At 47.3% G+C, this 25914-nt stretch carries 30 protein-coding genes; 25 read left to right on the forward strand and 5 right to left on the reverse strand.

The window, feature by feature from the left end; translation table 11 throughout:
• The first annotated feature begins 23 nt into the window (after positions 1–23).
• The 20 genes from WJM45_RS00310 to WJM45_RS00405 all read left to right on the forward strand — a co-directional run bounded on the left by WJM45_RS00310 (position 24) and on the right by WJM45_RS00405 (position 17891).
• Complete coding sequence (locus WJM45_RS00310) at positions 24–764, forward strand: glycosyltransferase (protein WP_341327023.1); 741 nt, start codon at positions 24–26, stop codon at positions 762–764.
• A gap of 1 nt (position 765) precedes the next feature.
• Complete coding sequence (locus WJM45_RS00315) at positions 766–1692, forward strand: glycosyltransferase family A protein (RefSeq protein ID WP_341327024.1); 927 nt, start codon at positions 766–768, stop codon at positions 1690–1692.
• 72 nt (positions 1693–1764) lie between these two features.
• Positions 1765–2874, forward strand: a complete 1110-nt coding sequence (locus tag WJM45_RS00320; RefSeq protein WP_341327025.1) for a glycosyltransferase family 4 protein — start codon at positions 1765–1767, stop codon at positions 2872–2874.
• Positions 2871–3824, forward strand: a complete 954-nt coding sequence (locus WJM45_RS00325; protein ID WP_341327026.1) for an SDR family oxidoreductase — start codon at positions 2871–2873, stop codon at positions 3822–3824. Before WJM45_RS00320 ends, WJM45_RS00325 begins: the two co-directional genes overlap by 4 nt.
• A gap of 652 nt (positions 3825–4476) precedes the next feature.
• Complete coding sequence (locus WJM45_RS00330; protein WP_341327027.1) at positions 4477–5262, forward strand: glycosyltransferase family 4 protein; 786 nt, start codon at positions 4477–4479, stop codon at positions 5260–5262.
• 413 nt (positions 5263–5675) lie between these two features.
• Positions 5676–7667, forward strand: a complete 1992-nt coding sequence (locus WJM45_RS00335; RefSeq protein WP_341327028.1) for a nucleoside-diphosphate sugar epimerase/dehydratase — start codon at positions 5676–5678, stop codon at positions 7665–7667.
• Between the two features lie 727 nt (positions 7668–8394).
• Positions 8395–9300 (forward strand): LysR family transcriptional regulator, encoded by a 906-nt coding sequence (locus WJM45_RS00340; protein WP_014146591.1) that lies wholly within the window; start codon positions 8395–8397, stop codon positions 9298–9300.
• Positions 9290–9877 carry a class I SAM-dependent methyltransferase gene (locus WJM45_RS00345; RefSeq protein WP_341327029.1) on the forward strand — a complete coding sequence of 196 codons (588 nt, stop codon included), beginning with the start codon at positions 9290–9292 and terminating at the stop codon, positions 9875–9877. Before WJM45_RS00340 ends, WJM45_RS00345 begins: the two co-directional genes overlap by 11 nt.
• Positions 9878–10044: 167 nt before the next feature.
• The gene (locus WJM45_RS00350; RefSeq protein ID WP_341327030.1) at positions 10045–10437 is read left to right on the forward strand and encodes a rhodanese-like domain-containing protein; all 393 of its coding nucleotides are present in this window, start codon (positions 10045–10047) and stop codon (positions 10435–10437) included.
• 99 nt (positions 10438–10536) lie between these two features.
• The gene (typA, locus tag WJM45_RS00355; protein ID WP_341327031.1) at positions 10537–12357 is read left to right on the forward strand and encodes a translational GTPase TypA; all 1821 of its coding nucleotides are present in this window, start codon (positions 10537–10539) and stop codon (positions 12355–12357) included.
• Between the two features lie 290 nt (positions 12358–12647).
• Positions 12648–13241, forward strand: coding sequence for an imidazoleglycerol-phosphate dehydratase HisB (gene hisB / locus WJM45_RS00360; RefSeq protein ID WP_341327032.1), 594 nt, complete (start codon positions 12648–12650; stop codon positions 13239–13241).
• A 12-nt stretch (positions 13242–13253) separates the two neighbouring features.
• Complete coding sequence (gene hisH / locus WJM45_RS00365) at positions 13254–13904, forward strand: imidazole glycerol phosphate synthase subunit HisH (RefSeq protein ID WP_341327033.1); 651 nt, start codon at positions 13254–13256, stop codon at positions 13902–13904.
• A 48-nt stretch (positions 13905–13952) separates the two neighbouring features.
• Positions 13953–14690: a 1-(5-phosphoribosyl)-5-[(5-phosphoribosylamino)methylideneamino]imidazole-4-carboxamide isomerase gene (hisA, locus tag WJM45_RS00370; RefSeq protein WP_341327034.1), complete on the forward strand. Its 738-nt coding sequence runs from the start codon at positions 13953–13955 to the stop codon at positions 14688–14690.
• Positions 14691–14693: 3 nt separating this feature from the next.
• Entirely contained in the window at positions 14694–15470 is a 777-nt protein-coding gene (hisF, locus tag WJM45_RS00375; RefSeq protein WP_341327035.1) for an imidazole glycerol phosphate synthase subunit HisF, read from the forward strand.
• Positions 15467–15856, forward strand: a complete 390-nt coding sequence (gene hisI, locus WJM45_RS00380) for a phosphoribosyl-AMP cyclohydrolase (protein WP_341327036.1) — start codon at positions 15467–15469, stop codon at positions 15854–15856. Before hisF ends, hisI begins: the two co-directional genes overlap by 4 nt.
• On the forward strand, positions 15853–16170 hold the full coding sequence (locus WJM45_RS00385; RefSeq protein WP_341327037.1) for a phosphoribosyl-ATP diphosphatase: 318 nt from the start codon (positions 15853–15855) through the stop codon (positions 16168–16170). Before hisI ends, WJM45_RS00385 begins: the two co-directional genes overlap by 4 nt.
• A 176-nt stretch (positions 16171–16346) precedes the next feature.
• On the forward strand, positions 16347–16559 hold the full coding sequence (tatA, locus tag WJM45_RS00390; RefSeq protein WP_341327038.1) for a twin-arginine translocase TatA/TatE family subunit: 213 nt from the start codon (positions 16347–16349) through the stop codon (positions 16557–16559).
• Between the two features lie 3 nt (positions 16560–16562).
• Positions 16563–16868 carry a Sec-independent protein translocase protein TatB gene (tatB, locus tag WJM45_RS00395; protein WP_341327039.1) on the forward strand — a complete coding sequence of 102 codons (306 nt, stop codon included), beginning with the start codon at positions 16563–16565 and terminating at the stop codon, positions 16866–16868.
• A 5-nt stretch (positions 16869–16873) separates the two neighbouring features.
• A complete protein-coding gene (tatC, locus tag WJM45_RS00400; RefSeq protein ID WP_341327040.1) occupies positions 16874–17662 on the forward strand; it encodes a twin-arginine translocase subunit TatC in 789 nt (262 codons plus the stop codon).
• 61 nt (positions 17663–17723) lie between these two features.
• Positions 17724–17891 (forward strand): hypothetical protein, encoded by a 168-nt coding sequence (locus WJM45_RS00405; RefSeq protein WP_341327041.1) that lies wholly within the window; start codon positions 17724–17726, stop codon positions 17889–17891.
• Between the two features lie 61 nt (positions 17892–17952).
• On the opposite strand, the gene WJM45_RS00410 is transcribed toward WJM45_RS00405, so the two are convergent.
• Positions 17953–18570 (reverse strand): GDSL-type esterase/lipase family protein, encoded by a 618-nt coding sequence (locus WJM45_RS00410; RefSeq protein ID WP_341327042.1) that lies wholly within the window; start codon positions 18568–18570, stop codon positions 17953–17955.
• Positions 18571–18588: 18 nt separating this feature from the next.
• Between WJM45_RS00410 and WJM45_RS00415 the strand changes: the two genes are divergently transcribed.
• The gene (locus WJM45_RS00415) at positions 18589–19320 is read left to right on the forward strand and encodes a pteridine reductase (RefSeq protein WP_341327043.1); all 732 of its coding nucleotides are present in this window, start codon (positions 18589–18591) and stop codon (positions 19318–19320) included.
• A gap of 289 nt (positions 19321–19609) precedes the next feature.
• Here WJM45_RS00415 and WJM45_RS00420 read toward each other — a convergent pair whose 3' ends face one another.
• From WJM45_RS00420 to folB, 3 genes are all read right to left on the reverse strand, one after another.
• Positions 19610–20443 (reverse strand): hypothetical protein, encoded by an 834-nt coding sequence (locus WJM45_RS00420; RefSeq protein ID WP_341327044.1) that lies wholly within the window; start codon positions 20441–20443, stop codon positions 19610–19612.
• 125 nt (positions 20444–20568) lie between these two features.
• On the reverse strand, positions 20569–21069 hold the full coding sequence (gene folK, locus WJM45_RS00425; protein WP_341327045.1) for a 2-amino-4-hydroxy-6-hydroxymethyldihydropteridine diphosphokinase: 501 nt from the start codon (positions 21067–21069) through the stop codon (positions 20569–20571).
• A 3-nt stretch (positions 21070–21072) separates the two neighbouring features.
• Positions 21073–21426 (reverse strand): dihydroneopterin aldolase, encoded by a 354-nt coding sequence (gene folB / locus WJM45_RS00430; protein WP_341327046.1) that lies wholly within the window; start codon positions 21424–21426, stop codon positions 21073–21075.
• A gap of 136 nt (positions 21427–21562) precedes the next feature.
• Between folB and plsY the strand changes: the two genes are divergently transcribed.
• Positions 21563–22138 carry a glycerol-3-phosphate 1-O-acyltransferase PlsY gene (gene plsY, locus WJM45_RS00435; protein ID WP_341328990.1) on the forward strand — a complete coding sequence of 192 codons (576 nt, stop codon included), beginning with the start codon at positions 21563–21565 and terminating at the stop codon, positions 22136–22138.
• A 120-nt stretch (positions 22139–22258) separates the two neighbouring features.
• On the opposite strand, the gene tsaD is transcribed toward plsY, so the two are convergent.
• A complete protein-coding gene (gene tsaD / locus WJM45_RS00440) occupies positions 22259–23269 on the reverse strand; it encodes a tRNA (adenosine(37)-N6)-threonylcarbamoyltransferase complex transferase subunit TsaD (protein ID WP_341328991.1) in 1011 nt (336 codons plus the stop codon).
• A 105-nt stretch (positions 23270–23374) separates the two neighbouring features.
• On the opposite strand from tsaD, the gene rpsU reads away from it, so the two are divergent.
• Genes rpsU through dnaG form a run of 3 tightly spaced genes read left to right on the forward strand, consistent with a single transcriptional unit; the run spans position 23375 to position 25846 of the window.
• A complete protein-coding gene (gene rpsU, locus WJM45_RS00445; RefSeq protein WP_014146611.1) occupies positions 23375–23608 on the forward strand; it encodes a 30S ribosomal protein S21 in 234 nt (77 codons plus the stop codon).
• 22 nt (positions 23609–23630) lie between these two features.
• Positions 23631–24080, forward strand: a complete 450-nt coding sequence (locus tag WJM45_RS00450) for a GatB/YqeY domain-containing protein (protein ID WP_341327047.1) — start codon at positions 23631–23633, stop codon at positions 24078–24080.
• Between the two features lie 41 nt (positions 24081–24121).
• The gene (gene dnaG / locus WJM45_RS00455) at positions 24122–25846 is read left to right on the forward strand and encodes a DNA primase (RefSeq protein WP_341327048.1); all 1725 of its coding nucleotides are present in this window, start codon (positions 24122–24124) and stop codon (positions 25844–25846) included.
• Positions 25847–25914 lie beyond the last annotated feature (68 nt).

Consider the following 25914-nt stretch of genomic DNA (forward strand, 5'->3'; position numbering starts at 1 on the left):
TTATCAAATAATCAAAAATTCCAGTGCGAAGTGACATTAATCGAAATAAGCCAACGCTGAGTATCATAACAGCTACTTACAATGCCGCATCTGTATTGCCAAGATTGATAGAAAGTCTAAGGCTGCAGACCGACCAAGATTTTGAATGGGTCGTTGCTGATGGGGCTTCTACTGATAATACATTAGAGCTATTGGCTCAAGTTAAAGACCTAAATTTAGTGATGGATTCAAGACCGGATTTTGGGATTTATGATGCGTTGAACCGTGCGGTTACGATCGCAAATGCAAAATACTATCTGGTCCTAGGTGCCGACGACAGACTGTTTCCGGATGCAGTGGCGACGTTTCGCCAGGCTATCAACGATTCCGATGCCGATATGATCACGGCAAAGGTTTTCGCGGATGGTATTGTTCATAGTGTAAGGCGGCCTTGGCCTTGGCTGTACGGGCAATTTGCCTATGTCAGCAGCCATGCCGTCGGAACTGTTATTCACAAAGGATTGCATGAAAAATTTGGCCTATATTCTCACCGATTTCCTATGGCGGCGGATCAATTTTTTTTAAAGAAAGTGGGTGATAGCGGCGCTGATATTGTCAAAGCCGATTTTGTTGCGGGGGAGTTTTCTACCGAGGGAACCAGCGGTAACGACATACTGGGTGCGTTAACCGAATGTTTTCGTGTGCAATTAGCGACAGGGGAGCATCGGTTCTTTCAATTGGTGATTTTTTTGGCAAGACTATTTAAGAATTATCGGAGACTTTAACGTGCTGCCAACGATATCCACAGTCATTCCGCTTTATAACAAGGCCCCACATATCGCTCATACGTTAGCTAGTGTCCTTTCGCAAAAAGTGTTGCCATTAGAAATTATCGTGGTCGATGATGGTTCGACAGACAAGGGTGCGGATATCGTAGAAAGTCTTCGAAATCCTTTGGTCAAATTAATACGACAAACGAACCAGGGGGAAAGTAGTGCGCGAAATACAGGGGTTAGGGAGGCAAAAGGTTGTTATGTCGCCTTTCTAGATGCTGACGATTATTGGTATGACAATCATATTGAGAGATTGCAGCATTTGATCAAATCTTATCCTAACGCGGCTTTGTTTAGTACGATGCACGAAATCGTTCATGATGGAAAAACGATAGTTCCGGGAATGGCATATCCGCAGAATTTTAATGGTTATGTCGATGATTTTTTTTGCCGGTTTGCGAATGGCCTGTCCTTAATCAATTCAACGACAGCGTGTGTTAGAAAAGATGCGATGTTGTCTGTTGGCGGGTTTCCGATCGGTGTAAAAAAGGGGCCCGATTTAATTGCCTGGACAAGATTGGCACTAGATTATGAAGTGGCTCATGCCGCTGTTATCACTGCCGTGTACAATCGTGATGCGGTCAATCGAAGCGTGCGGTTGCGCGAGAGCGAGGCCCCCGGATCCCTGCTTTATCTCAGTCAGTTATTGTCGGAAGTAGAGGACATTCATCGGCGGCAGTCAATTTCGTTACTGTTTTCACGGATTGCTTTTTACACATGCGCGGGAATGTGTGAGACAGGAGATTACGGTAGTGCCATAAGCATTCTAAAATTGGTAAAAGATTTAGGTTTGTGGGGTTTATATATCAAAATCGCATTGTTGTTACCAATACCGCCTAAGTTTCTGACCTATGCGAGGCGCTGGAGACATCGTTTTTAAGCGTATAATAAAGAAATAATGTATTTAAGATTACCGTGGCGGTTTTCATTCTCGAGGCTTTGAGGAATTATTTTGAAAATTGTTTATGTCATTACTCGTTCCGATGTCATGGGAGGAGCGAGTGTACACTTGCTTGATCTGGTTCGAGGGGTTCAAGAGGTGGGGCATGAGGTCTATATTTTGGTTGGCGGACATGGTGTTTTTCAAGAGCGCGCGAAAGCCAATCACTTGTCTTGTATTTCATTGAGTCACATGGTTCGCCAAATTAGCCCCGTTAATGATTGGCGTGGATATTTTGAACTTAAAGAGCTTATTTCAAGAATTAAGCCGGATATACTGCACCTTCATTCGTCAAAAGCCGGTATATTGGGTCGTTTGGTTGCAAAACGGCTGAATATTCCAGTGATCTTTACGGTTCATGGTTGGTCTTTTACCGAGGGCGTTTCTAAAAAAAGGCGTTTGGTTTATCGGCTTATCGAACGATTCATGGCGAATTTTGCGGATAAAATTATTACGGTCTCAAATTATGATAGAAAATTGGCGCTTGATTTGGGAGTTGGTAATCAAAACCTATTAACGACCATTCATAATGGCATACCCGATTCCCTCCGAAAAATTAAAAGAGACCGACCGTTCGGTCATGTTATCAAGTTGATTATGGTTGCGCGTTTCGAGGCCCCAAAAAACCATGACGCCCTACTAACGGCGCTGGCTCGGCTTACACATCTTCCGTGGATAATGGAGTTTGTAGGCGATGGGCCGACCATGCGCAACATGACAGACTTAGCAAGGGATTATGGCTTGGCGGAGCGCGTTAAATTTTTAGGGGCTCGTAATGATGTGGATGCTCTGTTGGACGAGTCGGATATCTTTTGTCTTATCTCTAATTGGGAAGGTTTGCCGTTGACGATTTTAGAAGCCATGCGTGCCGGGTTACCGGTTATTGCATCAAGGGTAGGCGGCGTGCCCGAGGCGGTTCAGGACGGTGAGGCAGGGATATTGGTCGACCGCGATGATGACGATGCGTTGGCTCAAGCCATTACAAGCCTTGTCGAGTCTGAAGCCATGCGGATACAAATGGGGCGAAATGGGCGGCAGCGGTTTGAGAAAGAATTTAGCTTCCAAACAATGCTCCAAAAAACTATGCAGATTTATGATGCAGTAGTTCAGGATAATCGATGAAGCTTCTTGTAACAGGTGTAACCGGATTCATTGGACAAGGTCTTGCTAAGCGACTAACGGATGCGGGAAAGTACGAGGTTACGGGTATCGTTAGACATAAGCGCGCTTCTATCGATTCTATCGATTCGAATATAGAGACGGTAACGGTTAGCGAAATTACCGCCGATACGGATTGGCGAGCGGTTCTGAAGGATGTTGACGGTATCGTCCATTTGGCGGCAAGAGCACACCTTTTGCATGATTCCTCAGCCGATCCCTTGACCGAATTTCGGAAAGTCAATGTTGAAGGCACCTTGAATTTAGCCAGGCAGGCGGCGAGAGCAGGCGTCAAACGCTTTGTCTTTATCAGTTCCATTGGCGTAAACGGCAACAGTAATGAACGGCCTTTTACCGAAATGGATAGGCCTAACCCGGTTGAAGCTTATGCCGTTTCGAAGTACGAGGCGGAGTGCGGTCTTCAAGCGATAGCGAGGGAAACGGGAATGGCTGTCGTAATAATTCGTCCGCCGCTGGTCTATGGGCCCAATGCTCCAGGTAATTTCAGAAGGCTTATGGATTTTGCGGCGAAAAGCATACCGCTTCCGCTCGGTGCGGTCGATAATAAACGCTCGCTGATAGCTCTGGACAATTTAGTGGAGTTTATAGTGATATGTATTGATCATCCCAATGCAGCCAATGAAATTTTTTTGATTGCCGATGGCGAAGATGTGTCGACAATTGACTTACTGAAAATGACCTCTAGGGCGTTCGGAAGAAAACTATTGTTGATTCCGGTGCCGGTGAATTGGTTGTACTTTGCGGCTAAGCTTATCGGGAAGCCAGGGATTGCGAATAGCTTATTGGGCTCATTAAGAGTTGACATTACGAAGGCTAAAAGGCAATTGGGATGGAGTCCGGTCATTACGATGGAAGCGCAATTGCAAAAGGCTGCCGAGGCGTATTTTAAGTAGCAAAAAACATGTTATACCTTTCGCGCTTCAAATTTCGGCAATCCTTGAGGAGGCGCCTGGGTATCCGACAAAGGCTTTGCCAGCATGGAGCTGGCATAGAGTCTACATGGACGTATTCACCCAGCACCTAAATTCCATAGGCCATGGGCTAGGATTAATTGTCTTGGATAATTTAGGTGTAGGGTCGGTTAAGCGAGTGGCCGAACTCTCAACAAAGCTCATAGTTTCAGGGCGTTATTTATCACGAAATTCTAAGTGCAATGAGGCTGCGCTAGGGGGACCCGTCGTTGTATATTTAATTCATTTATGAGACTTGTAAATTAAAATAAGTCGAATGCAGATTGTTGTTGCCGGTTTTTGGTAAACAGATATTCATTAAGAACTTGCCCCAATGATGGGCAGTCATAGGTCGATTATGGTTTTAACGATAGCATTATGTTTATATGTTTTTACGGCAAGTTATCTGTTAACTGGGCTAATTAGACGATACGCATTCAAAAAAAAATTAATAGATATTCCAAATTTACGAAGCTCGCATGATGTTCCGACGCCTAGAGGCGGTGGGTTCGCTGTTGTTATTGTCTTTTTATCCACCATTATAGGGTTAACGGTTATTGATGCACAGGAGGGTGGTCCTCATTCCATACTGGTCTTGATTCTGTCCAGTGCTTTGATTGCCGGAATTGGTTTTTGGGATGATCATCAATCGTTGGCGGTTAAATGGCGTTTTTTGGTGCATTTTATCGCGGCAACCGGCGCATTGTTCTTGTTGCCGGAATTGCCGAGGATACAATTTTTTTCCTGGGTATTGGATAATTCGATAATTTTGTTTTTTTTCTATAGTTTGATGCTCGTTTGGTTATTGAACCTTTATAACTTCATGGATGGTATCGATGGGCTCGCGGGTGTTGAGGCAATGACTACGGCAGGTGCGGTCGCTTTGCTGCTAGGGCTGCAAGGTCAAATGCATTGGGCATTGATTTCATTATTATTGGCCGTTTGCGTAGGCGGTTTTTTAGTGTGGAATTGGCCGCCGGCGAAGATTTTCATGGGTGATGCTTGTAGCGGATTTTTGGGATTTATCTTAGGCTTAATGGCCCTAATGACCTCAATAAGTGGAGGGCTGAATATGTGGTGTTGGTGGATTTTAATGTCGGTATTCATCGTCGACGCCACGACAACATTATGGCGACGAATATTGAGAGGGGAAATTTGGTATCGGGCTCACCGGAGTCATGCCTATCAGATATTATCGAGGCGCTTGAATTCGCATAAAAAGGTAACACAAAGCGTGCTGGCGATAAATGTGTTTTGGCTACTGCCTTGGGCTTATGTGTCGGTGATCTACGAAGCTTGGGCACCGTTGATTTGTATCGTTGCGACAGCGCCTTTGTGTGTTGCAGTTCTGAAGCTTGGTGCCGGCACGACTAATGATTGAATCATGGTGTTTGCGTATGACGCTTTGTTAATCCAGCCTGCCTTTTATTTATACTTGTCGTACTTCAAATTTCGGCAGTGCCAGAGGAGGCGCCTGGGTGTCCGGTCGATTTTCGCTCCTGCAAAATCGACATTCACGCCATCCATGGCGTTCATAAAGGCTTTGCCTGCATGGAGCTGGCATAGAGCCTACATGGACGTATTCACCCGGCACCTAAATAAGCCATGAATTTTGTATCATTGCCAAATACCTATGGAATTTAGATGCTGGTTGAACGGCGGCCCTCGATAGTCACATCCCATACCTTAATTCTTAGCCGGTTTTTCAATCAAAAGGGAGTAGCTTCGATTCGGATCAGGTATAACCGGCACGATTAGCCATTCGGTGAGTTTCATTTTGGAAGGGTAAATAGCATGGAAAATTTAGCGGACTGGTTTTTAAGATTATCGCGGCCTAAAAAAGTAGCGATAATGATGAGTGCGGACGTATTTTTTGCGGTCTTCGCACTTTGGTTGGCATTTTCTTTGCGGTTTGGTGAGTTTTATGTTCTGGAAGACCGCGTTTGGATTTTGTTTGTGTTGGCGCCCTGTATTGTCATTCCGATTTTTATCAGAATGGGGCTGTACCGGGCGATTATTCGTTATATCGGCGTTAGAGCGTTAGCGACGATCGTTCAAGCGGTTACTTTGTATGCTTTGATATTTGCTGCATTGGTGTTTCAATTGAGAGTTGGCTTGGTGCCGAGGACGGTGCCGCCGCTGAATTGGTTGATCATGTTGTTATTTGCCGGTGGGAGCCGGTTTATGGCGCGATGGTGGTTTGGCGAGCAATATGCGCGCATGGCAAGGAGTGCAGATCCGGAATTGTGTCGCCGCAACAATGTCATAATTTATGGTGCAGGAAATGCCGGTGTACAGTTGTCTTCGGCATTGGCGCATGGTCATGATTTTCGACCGATTGCATTTATCGACGACAATGCCTTGTTGCATGGGCAAAAAGTTAACGGTGTTAAAATTCATCCGTTTACCGCGTTAAGCTATCTAATCGATAAATTTGCCGTTACCGATATACTATTGGCAATGCCGTCGGTAGCTAGAAGCCGGAGGAGCGAGATAATTCGCCTATTGGAGCCTTTTCCGGTCCATGTTCGGTCAATGCCGGGAATGTCCGATATAGCGCAAGGAAAGGTGACATTCGATGAATTGCAAGAGGTTGATATTGCCGATTTGCTGGGGCGGGATGCCGTGGATCCGGATCAAACATTATTGACCGCTAATACGACCGGCAAAAAGGTAATGGTTACCGGCGCCGGCGGTTCGATCGGCTCGGAGTTGTGCCGGCAAATTATTCAATTGCAACCGAAGGCATTGATTTTATACGAGCAATGCGAGTTTGCGCTCTATGAGATCGAGAGGGAGTTAAATCTTTATTTGGCAAAATTGGATGTTGTCGATACGCAAATCATCGCCGTTCTCGGATCGGTGGTTAACGGGAGTCGAGTCGAAAAAATTTGCCGGGCATTCGGCGTGCAAACGATCTATCATGCCGCCGCTTATAAGCATGTGCCGATGGTTGAGAAAAACCCGGGCGAAGCGGTTAGGAATAATATATTAGGCACTTTACATACCGCCCGCGCAGCTATCAACGCGAATGTAGAGACTTTCGTATTGATATCGACCGATAAGGCGGTACGGCCAACCAATACGATGGGGGCGACCAAGCGCTTTGCCGAGCTGATTTTACAAGCCTTAAGCATTGAAAATCAAAACCCGCGAGCAACGCGATTTACTATGGTGCGTTTCGGTAATGTATTGGGTTCGTCGGGCTCTGTGGTGCCGTTATTCCGTGAACAAATTGCCAAGGGCGGGCCGGTGACCGTGACCGACCCGAAAATCATTCGCTATTTCATGACGATTCCCGAAGCCGCCCAATTGGTGATACAAGCCGGTGCAATGGGGAAGGGCGGCGATGTTTTTGTCTTGGACATGGGTGAACCGGTCAAGATTTTGGATTTGGCAAAACGTATGATCAAGCTGAGCGGTTTAACGGTCAAGGCTGATGCGCGTCCTGAAGGCGATATCGAGATTGTATTTACCGGTTTGCGATCGGGAGAAAAGCTTTATGAAGAGCTATTGATAGGCGACAATGTTTCCGTAACCGAGCACCCGCGTATCATGCGGGCCGAAGAGGAGGTTGTTGCTTGGAATGAGCTTGAAAAGCTATTGTCGGCAATGGAACAGGCAGCCTTAGTTGACGACTATCGGCAAGTCCGGATGATTTTGAAGCAAGCGGTATCGGGTTTTTCGCCCCAATGTGATATCGATGATTGGCTATTCAACTGCTCGACGAAAAGTTTTGCCGCGACTAACGCATGGCCGGATTTTTTGGAAAAAGTAGCGGAGTAGATATAAAGAGGCAAAAAAAACCTCCCAATGCTTGGAAGCAGAGGGAGGTGAAAAATCAAGCAGAGTTTTGAGGAGGAACTGCTTGTTGGTACTACACCAGGAGGGTTAGAACATGGTAAACGAATCTGCATAGGAATTTTATATCAAGTCGATGTTATTCCGGCGAGCTGCAGTTAAATTCAACGAGTAAGGGTCTCCGATGCATCGGTTTCGTTGGCTATTAGTGAGCCAATGAAGTTTCGCAGCGGGCTTGGGAAATACTATACAGAGTTTATTTCAGCAGACAATAGGTTGATATGTTGATAAATTGTTTCTTAATTAGAAACAAAAGAGCGTGCAAACTAGTCTCTTTTTCTTGAGACTAATTTATCGAGATTTTTGTTTGGAAGATGGAGTCTTGAAATTTTGCTTAAAGCGCTATTATAGCGCCGAAGATATTAAGTAAAAATGAAATAAATGGCAAGCGATAGTTGCGTATGAAAGTAGCGGAGCGATTCTAAAACGGAATTATCGTGAGCAACAGGATATACTCCGCGCGGTCTCATTTTCTGGTAAGCTGACGCGTTTTTTGCCCGGTAGCTGCCGTTGCGAAAACAGTTTCACAGCTTGCTATGCGCCTTTTTCGCGCCTTGCTACCGAACAAAATAGCATTGCCATAAAAGCCGAAAACATGACCGCGCGAAGTATAAGTTGTTGACTCGAGTAATTAAAACTCAAAGAGAGATGAATGGACAAATTAACCAGCATGAATGTTTTCGTTCGGGTGGCTAAGGCCGGTAGTTTCGCCGGCGGTGCGCGCGATTTAGATATTTCGAGAGCCATGGCGACCAAGCATATCATGCAATTGGAAGAACATTTAGGCACTCGGTTGTTCAACAGAACCACACGCAGTCTGAGTCTGACAGAAATGGGCGCATCGTACCTGGAGCGTTGCCAACAGGTATTGGATGATATCGAAGAAATGGAAGCTACGGTAACGCAACTGCAGACCGAGCCGCGCGGAACGCTGAAAATCAGTGCGCCTCAAGTCATCGGCGCCACCCAAATCGCGCCGGCGATATCGGAGTTTCTCAAGTTGTATCCCGATTTGGAGGTGACTATCATTTTGCAAGGCAATATGGGTGACCTGATTGATGAGGGTATTGATCTCGCGATAAATTTGGGCGGCGTCGAAGATTCCAGTATGATTGCGCGCAAACTCGCCAGTTCGCCTTTAGTGGTTTGCGGAGCTCCCGGTTATTTCCAACAATATGGCATTCCTAAAACGCCCGAGGACTTGACCGATCATAGCTGTTTGGTCAATTGGTCGATTCCGCCGAGGGATCAATGGCGGTTCAAGGGGCCTTATGGTGATTTGATGATCAAGGTAAAAGGGCGCATCGTCGCTAACGTGGCCGATCCGATTCGAGTCGGAGCGATAGAGGGCCTAGGAATGGTGATGTTGCCTAGATATATTGTCGGGAGGGATATCGAAAAAGGTAAGTTGATGCCGGTATTGGAAGACTATGAATTGGCGCCCCTGGAGATACACGCCGTTTATCCGCATCGAAAATATCTGTCTACCAAAGTCAGAAAGTTTTTAGATTTTTTGCAGGAGTGGCTGCCTAGGCGAGTCGGTATCGATGGGATCTAACGCAATTAATGAAATTGCGGCAAAATGGGATGCCGTTTACCGTCAAGCCAATATTTCGGAATACAGGCCTGCTGAAGTTTTATCGGAAAATGCTTTTTTGTTGCCGCAAAATGGCGCGGCTTTGGATTTAGCTTGCGGCTTAGGCGCTAATGCTCGATTGCTTGCTGCGGCGGGTTTGTCTGTTTTTGCCTGGGATATATCGACCGTAGCGGTAGAAAAATTGCAGCATGATGCCGACAAGCAAGGCTTGGCTATTCAGGCGAAGCAGTGCGCCATCGATAAAAAATCTTTCTCCGGCTATCGTTTCGATGTCATTGTTATCAGTCGATTTCTTGACCGGAGTCTGTGTGATGCGATAATAGACGCTTTGAATCCAGGCGGTTTGTTATTTTATCAAACGTATACCCGCGAGAAAGTCGTTGAAAGAGGGCCGAACAGTCCCGATTTTTTATTGGCTGAAGGCGAATTATTGGAATTATTTGCCGAATTAAAGCCGATTTATTATCGGGAATACGGATCGATAGGCGACATAGAGTTAGGCCTCAGAAATGAAGCTCAATTCATTGGTAGAAAGTGATATACCGTTCATACTTGAAATTTCGGCAGTGCTGAATTTTAATCTACGACAGGTATAATTTTATTCAAATTCTAACGGCTTTAAAAGCAAGAAATTGAATCCGTCGCGATCTGTTTGAAAAGCATCTCCCGAATACCATCCGTTAAATTTAGTCGATCGATTCCATTATGGTAGAAAACTTAGAACCGAAACAAGCATGGCAATTATTGCAAACCGATCCGAGCGCCGTACTGATCGATGTCAGGACTAAAATGGAACATAGCCACGTCGGGCACCCGATAGGCGCGGTGCATATTCCGTGGAAAGAATATCCGGATTGGCAAGTCAATGCCTCGTTTGTCGAGCAGGTAGCCGAAGCGGTTCCCGATAAAAATGCACCGGTGTTGTTGCTGTGCCGAAGCGGGCAACGATCGTTGGATGCGGCGGCTGCCTTGGAGACGGCTGGGTATTCTCGTCCTATCAATATATTGGAAGGCTTTGAAGGTCCTCTCGACGACGACAAACACCGCGGCAATCGAGGTGGTTGGCGCTTTCATGATTTACCTTGGGAACAAAGCTAACTAATTGTTCAATCTTGCCTTTCTCAATGTTCGGCTTCTGACTCCTCAACCAGAAGTTCAGGTTGCCGCATAATTCATTAATCTTCAGAGTTTATTTAAGTGATCGAAAATTTAAGAAATATCGCAATTATTGCGCACGTAGACCACGGCAAAACCACCTTGGTCGATAAGTTGTTACAACAGTCCGGCACGTTCAAGAGCCATGAAAAGGTTTCCGAGCGGATCATGGATTCGAACGACATTGAAAAAGAAAGGGGTATTACGATTCTGGCCAAAAATACCGCGTTGGATTGGAACGGTTATCATATCAACATCGTCGATACTCCGGGCCATGCCGATTTCGGCGGAGAAGTCGAGCGCGTATTGTCGATGGTCGATTCTGTGCTGTTGTTAGTCGACGCCGTCGACGGGCCGATGCCGCAAACACGTTTCGTGACGCAAAAAGCGTTTGCATTGGGTTTAAAGCCGATTGTCGTGATCAATAAAATCGATCGCCCCGGCGCTCGTCCGGATTGGGTGGTCGATCAAACCTTCGATCTGTTCGACCGTCTTGGCGCGACCGACGAGCAATTGGATTTTCCGATCGTCTATGCGTCGGCACTAAACGGTTATGCCAGTTTGGATACCGATGCGACCGAAGGCGATATGACGCCGTTGTTCGAAACGATTGTCGAAAAAGTCAGTCCGCCGGATGTCGACTTGGACGGGCCGTTCCAAATGCAGGTCAGTAGCCTGGATTACAACTCCTATGTCGGTGTGATCGGGATTGGGCGCATTCAGCGAGGCAAGGTGAAAACCAATATGCCGTTGACGTTGATCAATCGCGAAGGAGCGATCCGCAAAGGCCGTATCTTACAAATTTTCGGTTTCCATGGCTTGGAGCGCGTCGAAGTACCGGAAGCGCAAGCCGGGGACATCATCGCGTTTACCGGTATCGATAAGCTGGAAATTTCCGAAACCTTATGTCATCCCGATACGGTCGAGGCCTTACCGGCCTTGTCGGTCGACGAACCGACCGTGACCATGACTTTCCAAGTCAATACCTCGCCGTTTGCCGGTCGGGAAGGTAAGTTTCTCACTTCGAGACAAATTCACGATCGCTTGCAAAAAGAATTGCAGCATAATGTCGCATTAAGAGTCGAGAGTACCGACGATCCGGATAAGTTCAAAGTGTCCGGACGCGGCGAACTGCATCTATCGGTATTGATCGAAAACATGCGCCGCGAAGGCTTCGAATTGGGTGTGTCCCGGCCGGAAGTCATTATCAAAGAAATCGACGGCGAAAAATGCGAGCCTTTCGAATTCGTGACGATCGAAGTCGAGGAAGCGCATCAAGGAACCATCATGGAAAAACTCGGCGAGCGCAAAGGCGATTTGTTGAATATGGTGCCGGACGGCAAAGGCCGTATTCGGCTGGAGTATATGATCCCGTCACGCGGTTTGATCGGATTCCAAACCGAGTTCATGACATCGACCTCCGGTTCGGGGTTGCTGTATCATGTTTTCGATCATTATGGACCTATTAAGAAGGGTGAATTGGGCGCGCGTAAACGCGGCGTGTTGGTCTCTATGGCGCAAGGTAAAGCATTGGCCTATGCATTGTTTGCGTTACAGGAGCGTGGCGAGTTGTTTTTGGTGCATGCCGATGAAGTGTACGAAGGCATGCTGGTCGGCATTCATTCGCGCAGCAACGATTTAGTCGTGAATCCGACTAAAGCGAAGCAGTTAACTAACATCAGAGCGGCGGGAACCGACGAGAATCTGATTTTAACGCCGATTCAGAAAATGTCGTTGGAGCAAGCCTTGGAGTTTATCGATGAAGACGAACTGGTTGAAGTGACGCCGGTATCGATTCGCTTGCGTAAGAAATTGCTGCAGGAGCATGAGCGCAAAAAGGCATCGAGAGCCGCGGCGGCCTAAGAAACATAAAAAAAGCCTCGAATCGACTAGCGATTCGAGGCGTTTATCGCCGAGTGGTTGGCTTATGCGATCGTCCTTAAGACACCCTGTCGAAATCTATCCCTAACTCCTATGTTTTGGCGACGGCTTATTGTGCCGCAAAATGACTAAAAAAGAAGTCAGTCAAAGCTGAAATTTATGTACGTTTAGGCTTACAAAATAAGATTAGCCTTAGTTTAGCAGCGAATCGCTGCATAATTGATTTTTTTCATAGTAGAATAAGCCCGCTAATTATTAACAACGCAGTCTTTATGACCTCACGAAGCGCGCGAATCGAGCGCAACACACTCGAAACACAAATAGCAGTCGCAATTAATCTGGATGGTACCGGATCCGCGGTTTTTTCGACCGGCGTACCTTTTCTCGAACACATGATGGATCAAATTGCGCGGCATGGTTTGATCGATCTCGATGTTACCGCTAAAGGCGATCTGCATATCGACGATCATCATACCGTCGAAGATATCGGTATTACACTCGGTCAAGCCTTTGCCCAAGCGGTCGGCGATAAAAAAGGCCTGTATCGCTACGGTCATGCTTATGTGCCGCTTGATGAAGCCTTATCTCGCGTAGTGATCGACTTTTCAGGTCGTCCGGGATTGGTGTACGATGTAAAATTTCCTAGAGGCGCGATCGGTCGCTTCGATGTCGATTTATTCCGCGAGTTTTTTCAAGGCTTTGTTAATCATGCCGGCGTGACCTTGCACATTGATAACCTTAAAGGCTCAAATGCGCATCATATTGCCGAAACCATATTTAAAGCGATGGGCCGCGCGTTACGCATGGCAGTTGCGCAAGATCCACGAATGGCCGGAATAATGCCGTCAACCAAAGGAACACTTTAATCCTTCTTCACTATGTCATCAGTCGCAGTTATCGATTATGGAATGGGCAATCTGCATTCCATTGCTAAAGCTTTGCAACATGCGGATCCTAGTGCCGAAGTCAGGGTCGTATCCGATATCGAATCCGTTTTGCGGGCCGATCGCGTCGTTTTTCCCGGCGTTGGAGCGATCGGCGATTGTATGCGGGCGCTTAATGCTTCAGGTTTGGCTTCGGCGATCAAGACCGTCTCGCAAGAAAAACCGATGCTCGGTATTTGTCTGGGTATGCAGGCTTTATTGACCGATAGCGAGGAAAGCGATGCAACAATGTGTTTGAATATCATTCCGGGCCAAGTGCGGCGCTTTTCAGATAACCTTCAGGATAAAAACGGCGAGCGGCTTAAAATTCCCCACATGGGTTGGAATCGGGTTAAGCAACAGCCGCATCCGCTTTGGGAAAATATCGAGCAGGACAGCCGATTTTATTTTGTGCATAGTTATTATGCCGTTCCCGAGGATGAATCAGTCGTATCCGGTACTTCGGATTATCCGAAGCCATTTGCCTGTGCATTGGCAAAGGCAAATATTTTTGCCGTGCAATTTCACCCTGAAAAAAGTCAATCAGCCGGCTTACAGCTGTTGAAAAACTTTTTGCAGTGGGATGGACAATTTAACGTTAATTGATAGGGCGTCCGGTTAATCCGGCATTAAAATCTTGAGGATGTTGATCTTATGTTGTTGATACCTGCAATCGATTTGAAAGAAGGAAAATGTGTCCGTTTGCGGCAGGGCAATATGGACGATGATACGGTGTTTTCGGACGATCCGGTGAGTGTTGCCGGGAAATGGGTCGAAGCCGGTGCGAAGCGCATTCACTTGGTGGATTTGGACGGTGCGTTTGCCGGTAAACCGAAAAATGCTGCGATTATCCGGAGTATTGTCGAAGCCTATCCGGATATACCGGTACAAATCGGCGGCGGTATTCGCGACGAGGACACGATTCAGGCGTATCTCGAAGCCGGCGTTCAATATGTCATCATCGGCACTAAAGCGGTCAGCGAGCCGCACTTTATCAAAGATGTTGCAATCGAATTTCCGGGGCATATTATCGTCGGACTCGATGCCAAAGATGGGAAAGTGGCGATCGACGGTTGGTCTAAACTTTCCCATCATGATGTGATCGACATGGCGCAGAAATTTGAGGCGGACGGTGTCGAAGCGATCATTTATACCGATATTTCACGCGATGGCATGATGAGCGGCGTCAATGTCGAGGCGACCGCCGAATTGGCGCGTTCGATCCGAATTCCAGTTATTGCGTCGGGCGGCATAACCAATTTGGACGATATTAAGGCGCTCGGCGAGCATGTCGGCGATGGTATTATCGGTGCGATAACAGGGCGTGCAATCTATGAAGGAACGTTGAATTTTGCCGAAGCTGCGAAATTGGCCGAGTCTTTCGGCGATTGATTTATGAGTCTGGCTAAACGCATTATTCCTTGTTTAGATGTCGATAACGGGCGCGTCGTCAAGGGTGTTAAATTCGTCGATATACGTGACGCCGGCGATCCGGTCGAAATCGCAAGACGCTATGATCGAGAAGGCGCGGACGAACTGACTTTTCTTGATATTACTGCGACGCATCATGATCGCGATACGATCGTGCATGTGGTCGAGCAAGTGGCCGGCGAGGTTTTTATTCCGTTGACGGTCGGCGGCGGTATCAGAACGCTCGACGATATCCGGCGCATGCTGAATGCCGGAGCCGATAAAGTCGGTATCAATAGTGCGGCGGTAAGCAATCCCGAATTTGTGCGCGAAGCGGCTTCGCGATTCGGTTCGCAGTGTATCGTCGTTGCGATCGACGCCAAAAAAGTCAGCGAAGCGGGACAAACCGATCGTTGGGAAATATTTACTCATGGCGGCCGCAAGCCAACCGGTATCGATGCGGTCGAGTGGGCAAAAAAAATGACCGATTATGGTGCCGGCGAAATATTATTGACCAGTATGGATAGGGACGGAACGCGCGAAGGTTTTGATTTGGCTTTGACTCGCGCGGTCAGCGAGGCTGTGGCCGTGCCGGTGATTGCCTCCGGCGGAGTCGGCAATTTGGATCACTTGGCTGACGGCATTCTCGAAGGCAAGGCCGATGCGGTCTTGGCCGCGAGTATTTTTCATTTTGCCGAATATACCGTGCAGCAGGCCAAGGAACACATGGCCGGAAAAGGTATCGAGGTGCGTTTGTCATGAGTGAAAGATGGCTGGATGAAATTCGCTGGACTAGTGACGGCTTAGTTCCTGTCATTGCGCAGCAAGCCGATAGCGGCAAGGTGATGATGTTTGCCTGGATGAACCGCGAATCGCTGGCGTTGACGGTCAGCGAAGGCTATGCGGTGTATTGGTCGCGTTCCCGTAACCGACTATGGCGTAAAGGCGAGGAATCGGGTCATCGGCAAAAAGTGCTCGGTGTTTATCTGGATTGCGATGAAGATGTTATTTTGTTGAAAATTGAACAGCAGGGCGGCATCGCTTGTCATACCGGCCGTGAAAGTTGTTTTTATCGAACCTTGAAAGACGATCAATGGCAGGCAGTCGAACCGGTTTTGAAAGACCCTCAAACGATCTATAAAAAATGAATCAAGTATTGCAAGAGCTGGCTACGATTCTGGAGCAACGTAAACAGGAGTCGGCCGACAAGTCTTACGTCGCAAGCCTATATGCGAAAGGCTTGGATAGTATTTTAAAAAAGATCGGCGAGGAAGCGACCGAGACGGTCATGGCCGCGAAGGATGGCGATAAAGAAAAAATCGTCTACGAAACTGCCGATCTTTGGTTTCACAGCATGGTGATGTTGGCGCATCAAGGACTGGGGCCAAACGATGTGTTGCGCGAATTGCAACGTCGTTTCGGACTGTCCGGACTCGAGGAAAAAGCGAGCCGGGGGAAATAGAGAAGGGTCAATAGTGAATAGTCAATGGATGGGAAAGCCATGTTTATTAGCGGGTTCATTGTGTCCTTCGTTTAAGCTTATGCTGCTGAATAGCCCGATGTATAAAGACAAAAGCTAAAGTACGACTCAATTATCGATTTTCCATTCACTATTCACTAAACAACCGGAGTTAAGAAATGGGCATGAGTGTCACGCAATTGTTGATTATTTTGGTGATCGTGATTGTTTTGTTCGGTACCAAGCGCTTGCGTAATATCGGTTCGGATTTGGGCGGGGCGATCAAAAGTTTTCGTTCGGCGGTAAAAGACGGCGAGGTAGATAAGCAGCTGGCCGAGGACGATACCGAAAAGTCAAAAGAAAAAGCGCCGTCGGAGCAGGACAAAGTTTAAATTATGTTCGATGTCGGTTTTTGGGAATTGATTCTGATCGGCTTGGTCAGCTTATTGGTCATTGGGCCGGAGAGGTTGCCGAAAGCCGCTCGCATTGCCGGATTTTGGGTAGGAAAATTACGTAATACCGTTGCCTCGGTGAAAGCGGAAATCAAGCAGGAATTACAAGCCGAGGAAATTCGTCAAGTGCTGAAAGAGCAATCGGCGTTTGATGAGATACAAGCAACTTTGGATGAAACCAAGGGAGCGGCACATTCGATTCAATCCGGTATTGAATCGGCTTCGGAAGATCAAGGCAAACCTAAATAAATCCTATGAGCCGCGAAAATTTTGACGAAACGCAAGAGCAGCCGTTTATTTCCCATTTGATCGAATTGCGAAATCGTCTGTTAAAGGTGGTTTTGTCGGTTTTAGTCGTGTTTCTCGGTTTGGCTTCTTATGCTAATGAAATCTATAGTTATTTGGCGGGGCCGTTATTAGCGCACTTGCCGGAAAACAGCACGATGATCGCGATCGATGTTGCATCGCCGTTTTTTACACCCTTCAAGTTGGCCTTGGTGCTGTCGGTTTTTATTTCGGTACCGATCATTCTGTATCAATTTTGGGCTTTTGTCGCTCCAGGGCTCTATAGAAACGAGCGTCGCATGATTTTGCCGCTCTTGATTGCAAGTACGTTTCTGTTCTATCTGGGCGTAGTGTTTGCGTATTTCGTTGTGTTTCCTTTGATCTTCGGCTTCCTGACCGCAGCCGCGCCGACCGGCGTCGCGGTAATGACCGATATCGCAAAATATCTGGACTTTGTGCTGACCTTGTTTTTTGCCTTTGGCTTGGCATTCGAGGTGCCGATTTTTACGATCGTATTGGTCTGGACCGGCCTGATTACCCCGAAAGCCTTGGCTGAAAAACGCCCTTATGTGATTGTCGGCGCTTTTATCATCGGAATGTTTTTGACGCCCCCGGATGCAATATCTCAGACTTTGTTGGCTATTCCGATGTGGCTTTTGTTCGAACTCGGTTTGTTGTTTTCCCGATTATTTGTGCGTAAGCCCGCCGAGGCGTTATCGGGTCAATTGCAGAGTTTTAACGATAGCGACAAAGATTGATATTTTTCTAAATTTTACTGTGAAAGTTCGTGGATTAGGGCTCTTTATCTAATTTTTCGATATGAAAAACAATGTTGGTTCCGAAGAGGGTGCGGTTGCTCGACCGGCAAGCGTCGGCGGCAGGGCAGATTATTGCTCCTGCAAAATCTGCATTCATGCCATCCATGGCAATCAGTCGCCGCCGTCGAGCCTACATGGACGTATTCACGGCGCCCTGTCGGGCGAGTGACCGCACCCTCCGCTACCGAGAACTTTCATTAGCCGGGGCGGTGACGGCTTCTTCATGATCGTTAGGCTGGCGCTAACGCGCCTGTTTTGATCAATAAATCTCGGATTTTTTCAGCGAGCTTTTTGTAGCCGGCAGGATTCAGATGAACCGGGTCCGATTTGAATTCGGTACTACCGAGTAATTCAGGCAGCGTATTCAGATCTGCCGGAATGGCATGTTGTTCGGCTACGGTGCGATAAAATTCCGCACTATCCAACAAAAATAACGCGGGCTTAGGGACGCCCACCATAATCACGCCGATATTGCGTTGCTGCGCTTCTGCGATCATCGAGTTGAGATGATCGATGGTTTCCTGGGCGGGGATTTTCCGTAGCATGTCGTTACCGCCGTGAATCAAGATCAACAAGTCCGGGCGATATTCGTCGAGTAAGGCCGGCAGGCGTTGCGCGCCCGATTGACTCGTTTCTCCCGGGAGACCTTCGTTGATGACTTCGCGGCCTATCAATTCGGATAATACGCGAGGATAGGCGTCACCGTCAGAGGCGCCGGAGCCATAAGTCAAGCTATCGCCGAACGCGAGAATGACGGCATTTTCGGGTAGTTCTGGAAGCGTGGGTGGCGATTCGCTGCAAGCATTGATTAACAAGTAAAATCCGATGAGTAGTATGGTTTTATTCATAAGCGAGAAGGGGCGTCCGTGCGCAAAAATGTATTGATTACCGGTGGCGCCAAGCGAATTGGCGCGGCCTGTGCGAAATTGTTGCATGAAAGCGGATTTAATATTTTGTTGCATTATAGATCATCGGAGCGTAGTGCTCTGCAGTTGAGCGATCTGTTGAACGACATTCGGCCCGATTCGGCGCAGATAATTAAGGCGGATTTGGCGGTAAAGGCTGAATTGTTATTGTTGGCCGATTATGCGAAAACGGCCTGGGGCGGTATCGATGCCTTGATCAATAATGCGTCTTCGTTTTATCCGACCGGAATCGGCCAAGTTTCCGAGCATGATTGGGATGATTTGATCGGTAGTAATCTCAAAGCGCCGTTTTTTTTAACGCAAGCCTTAGTCGAGGAGCTTTCGGCAAGGCGGGGCTGTGTCGTGAATATTACCGATATTCATGCGGAACGAGGGCTCAAAGGCTATCCTGTTTACAGTATAGCCAAGGCCGGTTTAGTGGCAATGACCCGGGTTATGGCCAAGGAGCTAGGCCCCGACATCAGGGTCAACGCAGTGTCGCCCGGTGCAATTTTATGGCCGGAGCAAGATATGTCGGAAGCGGTTAAGCAGGAAATTGTCGAACGGATTGCACTGAAACGCAACGGCGCGCCCGAGGATATTGCTCGCGCAGTACGGTTTTTAATCAAGGAAGCAGATTACATTACCGGCCAAGTCATTGCGGTCGATGGAGGGAGAACATTGTTTTGCTAAGCCTTCAGCGAACGCATTTAGGGATTCGTCTTTAGGATTTCGTGAAAAATAACTTCCTTGTGCTATTGAGTTTTATAGAGGTTTCGGTAACTCGCTTGACAGGGCGCCGTGAACCCAGCACCTAAATAAGCCATGATATTAAATATAGCCAATGGGCTATGGAATTTAGGTGCTGGATTTAGGTGCTGGGTGAATACGTTCGTGTAGGCTTGGCGGCGGCGACTGATTGCCATGGATGGCATGAATGCAGATTTTTCAGGAGCAAAAATCTGCCCTGCCGCCCGAACCCTTAGTTGCCGTAGTTTCTTAGGGTTTTGAGGGTTTGGTAAGCGTATTTTGCATCTTTTCCTAAATAACGGTGCAGCAAAGCCAGCAGTCCGTAAATCAGCCAAACTTGTCTTGCGAAGGAAAGAGTATTGCGCCAAGTCAATTTAGGCGCCAGTTGTCGGTAGGCTTCGATGGCTTCTAGTATCATAGGTCGATCATCGGCCAGGTATCGATGTAAGCTATGGATATAAAGCAAAGTATCGCGCATCATGCATTGAGCCGGAGTCAGTACACAGCCCGGATCTTCCTCGAAATCTAAAAATCCGAAGAATTGACCATCGTAAGCCATGTCTCTGAAAGCAGGGCGGCCGTGCCAGAGTCCTTGACTGTGAAGCAAGGCCAATTGTTCGGAGGCCTTTTTGACGATTGTGCGTTTTTGTTCTCGCGAAACTTCGGGGTCTCTAATCCAGCCTGTCAATGGGCGGCCGATATCATTAAGCATGAACCAGTCCTTGCCTTCGGCAACGATTTGAGGAACGCTGACGCCTAAAGCCGCAAGCTTTCTCAAGCGGCTAGCCTCGGCTTTCAATGCCTCGGGTCCTCCGGTAGCGACGGTGGGTTTCAGCAAGGGATTGCGGCTCAGTATCGCGACAACCGCTCCGAGCCAATGCCAAATTCTAGGGTGAGCAATCTGGCTCTGTTTAATCCAAAAAGCTTGTTGTTGATAAACAAGCTTGAAGGTCCTCGCGCCTGCGTGTTCTTGCAGTTGTTGCTTCGCCAATCGATGTAAATCCGCGCTAAACGATTCGAGAGATTTATCGAGTCCGCGGTTTGTGTGAGAAATGTTTGAGGTCATCGAAAATTATAACGATTGAGAATGATTTATTTTAGTTAAGTATGAGAAAGTTATAAATGAATAACATATCCCGCTCCCTAAAGTTGGCGAAACTACTCAAAATGAGGTCTGCTGAAAAAAAACAGTCATTGCTTAAGAGGCCAATCGGGTCGTATACGCGTTTGCTTGATATTACTTTTGTCTAGATTTTGCCATAATTCTTTGTAACTTAATCGGCTAATCGGATGTTTGCTGTCCGGAGCAATTTCAGCGAGCGGTTCAAGGACGAAGGCGTATTGTTCGATTTCCTTACGCGGTATTTGTAATCGGCCATCTTCGATAATTAGGTCGTCGTATAACAGTAAATCAAGATCTAGTGTTCGCGCGGAAAATTTTTTACTGTCGCGAACCCTGCCATGCTCTAGTTCGATTTGTTTTAGTATTTTGGCGACGCTCTTGACATCGAGCTCGGTATCGAATCCCACGACAAGATTATAAAAATTATCGCCGCTGAAGCCGACCGCTTCCGATTCGTAAAGACTGGAAATGATCAGTTGGCCGAAATGATGGTCGAGCGCGCGCAAGCTAGAGGGGATGTTGTCATCCCGGTCGATATTGCTTCCTATGCTTATGTAGCATCGGGCCATGATTTATTTTTTACCTCGTTCGATGATAATGCCGACATCGCTGGCTCCGCGAATGGCGCCTTTTTTGTTTAATACGATTTTTACCCAGGGTACATGAAATTCGTTTTGTATCAGTTTGGCAATTTCTTCGATTAATTTTTCGACTAGAAAAAATTCGCTCGCTTCGACAAACGAGATAATGCGTTTGGAAACGGACTTATAGTCGAGGGCATGCTTGATATCGTCGGTCTCGGCTGCTTTGTTAATATCGAAGGCCATTTGGATATCTAGCACTACGGTTTGTTTTTGGGTTCTTTCCCAGTCATAGATGCCAATGATCGTTTCGATTTCCAGACCACCTAAAAAAATGATGTCCATTGAATTTTCCGTTTATTATGTCGTTGAGTTATTATCGATATAAGAATGATATAAGGCCAATTTATAGCAATTGGCCGTAAATATCATCAAATTTATTGAATATTGGGGAAAATACAGTTCTATGTTGATAGGTGAAATAATGCTTGAAGGGTTGTTTGTGCTGTTCGCGTATTTGGCGGGTTCGGTTTCGAGTGCGATTATTGTTTGTCGAATGATGGGTTTACCTGATCCTCGTGAGCAGGGGTCCGGAAATCCCGGGGCGACGAATGTGATGAGAATCGGCGGAAAAAAAGCGGCCGGCATCACGTTGTTAGGCGATATGCTGAAGGGCTTATTGCCTGTGTATTTGGCAAAAATACTGGGCATGCCTGTCGATGCGTTGGCCTTGATCGGTTTGGCGGCATTTCTTGGGCATTTGTATCCGGTTTTTTTTGGATTCAAAGGCGGTAAAGGGGTCGCGACATCGGTTGGTGTATTGCTGGGTTTTTCATGGGTATTAGGCTTCGCGGTTATCGCAACTTGGCTGTTAATTTATAAAATTTCCAAGATTTCGTCTTTATCGGCTTTGATTGCATCGAGCTTATCGTCCGCTTATGCATGGTATATTGTCGAGAGTCCAGGTCTGGTCGGGTCTTGTGTGTTGATGACCGTATTATTATTGTGGCGTCATAAAAGTAACATACAGAGGCTACTGGCCGGCGAGGAGAGCTAAACCAATTGGGGTTCGTTCGGTTTACTTATAATTTTTAGTTAGCAGTTCAGGTGTGTTTGACGAGGGTTTCGGCGCCTCCTTAAGCAATGCCGAAATTTGAAGTGCGAAAGGTATAGCAAGTTAAACCGGCGGCAGTTCTTCAATCGGCCAGCGCGCGCGTGCAAATATAACGCTTCCCTGGTGTTGGTCGGCCATCAATCGTTGGCAACCGGCATAGGCAATCATTGCACCGTTATCTGTGCAAAATTCAGGTCGTGGAAAATAAATTAGGGCTTGTTCTTTGTCGGCCATTTCCGTCAAAGATTGACGAATGGCCGAATTAGCGCTGACGCCGCCGGCCACGACCAGTTTATCCAATCGGGTTTGTTGTAGTGCGCGCTTGCATTTGATGCTCAATGTTTCAGCAACGGCGGTCTGAAATGCGAAGGCGATGTCGGCTTTGTCTTGATCGGATTGCGCTGTGTCGTGCAATGCATTCATTGTGTAAGTTTTTAGGCCGCTGAAACTGAAATCGAGCCCGGGTCGGTCGGTCATAGGCCTTGGGAATTTAAAGCGTGGGGTACCGCGTTTGGCTAGTTCGGATAGTTTGGGGCCTCCGGGATAACCCAGGCCGAGCATTTTGGCGGTTTTATCGAAGGCTTCGCCGGCAGCGTCGTCGAGCGATTCTCCTAATAAGCGATATCGGCCAATACCTGTAACTTCGACCAGCATCGTATGGCCTCCCGAAATCAACAGGGCTAGAAATGGAAATGACGGCGGATTGTTTTCCAGCATTGGCGCGAGTAAGTGTCCCTCCATGTGGTGAACCGCGATCGCCGGTTTACGCCAAGCCCAGGCTAAGCTGTTTGCCGTAGCCGCGCCGACTAGCAAGGCGCCCATTAGTCCAGGCCCCGCTGTATAGGCAATACCGCCGATATCTCGGCTCGTTAGTCCGGCTTCGTTCATGCATTGTTTGATCAGCGGGACGAGTTTGCGAATATGGTCGCGCGAGGCCAGTTCGGGAACGACGCCGCCGTATTCGCTGTGCATGTCGATTTGACTGTAGAGCAAGTGGTTGATGAGACCTTTTTCGGCATGATAAATGGCGACTCCGGTTTCATCGCAGGAAGTTTCTAAGCCTAAAACGTACATGGATTTTTGAAAAAATGCTAAGAGGGCGTATAATAATGAGTTCATTTTTATATAGGGACTATCGTCCCTCGATTTTTAAATATTAACACAGTTGGATCATTAATAATGCCGTCAGTAAAAGTTAAAGAAAACGAACCATTCGATATTGCTATTCGCCGTTTTAAGCGTGCTTGCGAGAAAGCCGGTGTCCTGTCCGAAGTCAGACGTCGTGAATTCTATGAAAAACCCACTGCCGAACGTAAAAGAAAAGGTGCGGCGGCGATCAAGCGTCATTTAAAAAAATTGGCTCGCGAACGTTATGCGTTGAAAAATCTGCGCCGCGGTCGTCCGCAATTATAATTCGGCCGGAATTGATATTAGTATGGAATTACTAAAAGACCGTATCAAGGAAGATATGAAAGCCGCTATGAAGGGCGGCGATAAAGCGAGACTTGCCGTGATACGTTTAATCATGGCGGCCATCAAACAGCGCGAGGTCGATGAGCGTATCGAACTCGATAATGATCAGATCATTGCTGTGCTCGATAAAATGGTCAAGCAGCGCAGGGAGTCGATTAGGCAGTACTCAGGGGCAAGCCGCATGGATTTGGTCGAGGTCGAAGAAGCCGAGATTTTGGTGATTCAGAACTATCTGCCGCAGGCACTAACCGAGCAGGAAATTGATGAAATGGTTGCCGAAGCGGTTGAGCAATCCGGTGCCGAATCGGTTAAGGATATGGGTAAAGTGATGGGGTTGCTGAGGAATAAAATGCAAGGCCGCGCCGATATGGCTATTGTTAGTGCAAAAATTAAAGCCGTTTTAGCAGGGTGATAGTCCGATTCGTCTATTAAAGTTTGAGTTCCGGGTAATCTATGTCCGGTAGAATTCCTCGAGACTTTATTAATGATCTCCTACTGCGAGTTGACATCGTTGATTTAATCGACTCGCACGTTCCTTTAAAAAAAACGGGTAGCAACTTTGTAGCGCGCTGTCCGTTTCACACAGAAAAAACGCCTAGTTTTTCGGTTAATCGTAAAAAACAGTTCTTTTATTGTTTTGGTTGCGGAGCCAGCGGCAATGCCATCAGTTTCTTAATGGATTTTAGCCATTTGGATTTTGTCGAGGCGGTCGAAGATCTGGCTGCATTTGTCGGTGTTTCGGTGCCGCGCGAGTCAATTGTAGCGCCGGCAGGAAGCTCCCGGAGCGATGTCGGGCCGATCTACGAATTGATGGATCAAGTAGCCGCATTTTATGCTGAACAATTAGCGAGCGGAGACGGCAAGAAAGCGATCGATTATTTAAAGCGTCGTGGTGTTAGCGGTGCAATCGCTAAGGCGTATCAATTGGGTTATGCGCCTGAAGGTTGGAATACGTTGGCTTCCCGTTTCAATTTTGAGGCGCTTACTAAAGCCGGGTTGCTTGTTAGCAAGGAGGGCGGGGGTGGATATGATCGCTTCCGCGGGAGAGTCATGTTTCCTATCCGCGATAAGCGTGGGCGCGTCGTGGGTTTCGGCGCGAGGGTATTGGATGATTCTTTGCCGAAATACTTGAATTCACCGGAAACGCCCATATTTTCTAAAGGTAATGAAGTTTACGGGCTTTATGAATTACTGCAAAGCCATTCAAGGCCGGAACGGATTCTGGTGGTCGAGGGCTATATGGATGTGGTGGCTTTGGCTCAGTTCGGTATCGGCTATGCCGTTGCGACCCTAGGTACGTCGACGTCCAAGGCGCATATGGAATTATTGTTCCGGTTCAGTTCGGAATTAGTGTTTTGTTTCGATGGCGACAAAGCCGGAAAAGAGGCGGCTTGGCGTGCGATGGAGGCGACTTTTCCTTGTTTGAAAGATGGTAGGCAGGTAAAAATCATGCTGCTGCCGGAAGGCCAGGATCCCGATTCGTTGATTAGGGCGGAAGGTGTTGCTGCATTCGAGCGTGGTATTGCTTTGGCTGCAACGCTATCCGAATATTTTTTCGGCCGAGTTCAAGACGAATTGTCGCTGGAGTCAATGGAGGGGCGTGCACAGTTGATTAGTCGTTCGAAAAAGTATTTAGAGCAATTGCCGGTCGGCGTATTCAGGGAGATGATGTATCAAAGACTTCAGGATTTATCGGGTTTCAATAAACTGGACGTTTTAGAAAATACGGCTACACTCTCAAGGGTACCCAAGGTTGCTGTCCATAGGGATAAAAAGCGTTTATCTCCTGCAAGGGTGGCTATCTCATTGCTGTTGCAAAATCCCGATTTGATCGAGGTTGTCGAGCAAAAAGAGCTTGATTGGGAGAGTTTGAACTTTCCCGGCAAAGAATTGTTTAAGGAAGTTGTCGATCTGATTTCGAGCGAATATCCGAAAAATCTTTCCATGCTTTTAGAATTGTTTCGTGGACGAAATAGTGAGAAAGTCGTGAAGCAACTGGTCTTTTTGGATGTAATGGTTCCCGAGGATGGGGTTCGTGCCGAATTTTCAGACGCTTTGGAGCGATTGAATGCGCAAGCGAGAGAAAGTCGTATTGAGCAGTTATTAGAAAAAGAGTCGGCGGAAGGCTTAAGTCGAGAGGAGCGAGAAATATTAGGGAGATTACTGGTAAGCCGATAAAAGGGAATTCGTATTAACATAAAAAAGAATATGTTGTATAATTTCCTGTTCAGCGTAATTGTGCTGAT

The organism is Methylotuvimicrobium sp. KM2, from assembly GCF_038051925.1.
In the GTDB taxonomy this organism is placed as follows: domain Bacteria; phylum Pseudomonadota; class Gammaproteobacteria; order Methylococcales; family Methylomonadaceae; genus Methylotuvimicrobium.

Excerpts from the sequence above, each read along its gene's own strand:
- WJM45_RS00325 (WP_341327026.1), top strand. The coding sequence starts at position 2,871 with ATGAAGCTTCTTGTAACAGGTGTAACCGGATTCATTGGACAAGGTCTT.
- WJM45_RS00335 (WP_341327028.1), top strand. The coding sequence starts at position 5,676 with ATGGAAAATTTAGCGGACTGGTTTTTAAGATTATCGCGGCCTAAAAAA.
- WJM45_RS00340 (WP_014146591.1), top strand. The coding sequence starts at position 8,395 with ATGGACAAATTAACCAGCATGAATGTTTTCGTTCGGGTGGCTAAGGCC.
- WJM45_RS00345 (WP_341327029.1), top strand. The coding sequence starts at position 9,290 with ATGGGATCTAACGCAATTAATGAAATTGCGGCAAAATGGGATGCCGTT.
- WJM45_RS00350 (WP_341327030.1), top strand. The coding sequence starts at position 10,045 with ATGGTAGAAAACTTAGAACCGAAACAAGCATGGCAATTATTGCAAACC.
- hisB (WP_341327032.1), top strand. The coding sequence starts at position 12,648 with ATGACCTCACGAAGCGCGCGAATCGAGCGCAACACACTCGAAACACAA.
- hisH (WP_341327033.1), top strand. The coding sequence starts at position 13,254 with ATGTCATCAGTCGCAGTTATCGATTATGGAATGGGCAATCTGCATTCC.
- hisA (WP_341327034.1), top strand. The coding sequence starts at position 13,953 with ATGTTGTTGATACCTGCAATCGATTTGAAAGAAGGAAAATGTGTCCGT.
- hisF (WP_341327035.1), top strand. The coding sequence starts at position 14,694 with ATGAGTCTGGCTAAACGCATTATTCCTTGTTTAGATGTCGATAACGGG.
- hisI (WP_341327036.1), top strand. The coding sequence starts at position 15,467 with ATGAGTGAAAGATGGCTGGATGAAATTCGCTGGACTAGTGACGGCTTA.
- WJM45_RS00385 (WP_341327037.1), top strand. The coding sequence starts at position 15,853 with ATGAATCAAGTATTGCAAGAGCTGGCTACGATTCTGGAGCAACGTAAA.
- tatA (WP_341327038.1), top strand. The coding sequence starts at position 16,347 with ATGGGCATGAGTGTCACGCAATTGTTGATTATTTTGGTGATCGTGATT.
- tatB (WP_341327039.1), top strand. The coding sequence starts at position 16,563 with ATGTTCGATGTCGGTTTTTGGGAATTGATTCTGATCGGCTTGGTCAGC.
- tatC (WP_341327040.1), top strand. The coding sequence starts at position 16,874 with ATGAGCCGCGAAAATTTTGACGAAACGCAAGAGCAGCCGTTTATTTCC.
- WJM45_RS00405 (WP_341327041.1), top strand. The coding sequence starts at position 17,724 with ATGAAAAACAATGTTGGTTCCGAAGAGGGTGCGGTTGCTCGACCGGCA.
- WJM45_RS00410 (WP_341327042.1), bottom strand. The coding sequence starts at position 18,570 with ATGAATAAAACCATACTACTCATCGGATTTTACTTGTTAATCAATGCT.
- WJM45_RS00420 (WP_341327044.1), bottom strand. The coding sequence starts at position 20,443 with ATGACCTCAAACATTTCTCACACAAACCGCGGACTCGATAAATCTCTC.
- folK (WP_341327045.1), bottom strand. The coding sequence starts at position 21,069 with ATGGCCCGATGCTACATAAGCATAGGAAGCAATATCGACCGGGATGAC.
- folB (WP_341327046.1), bottom strand. The coding sequence starts at position 21,426 with ATGGACATCATTTTTTTAGGTGGTCTGGAAATCGAAACGATCATTGGC.
- tsaD (WP_341328991.1), bottom strand. The coding sequence starts at position 23,269 with ATGTACGTTTTAGGCTTAGAAACTTCCTGCGATGAAACCGGAGTCGCC.
- rpsU (WP_014146611.1), top strand. The coding sequence starts at position 23,375 with ATGCCGTCAGTAAAAGTTAAAGAAAACGAACCATTCGATATTGCTATT.
- WJM45_RS00450 (WP_341327047.1), top strand. The coding sequence starts at position 23,631 with ATGGAATTACTAAAAGACCGTATCAAGGAAGATATGAAAGCCGCTATG.
- dnaG (WP_341327048.1), top strand. The coding sequence starts at position 24,122 with ATGTCCGGTAGAATTCCTCGAGACTTTATTAATGATCTCCTACTGCGA.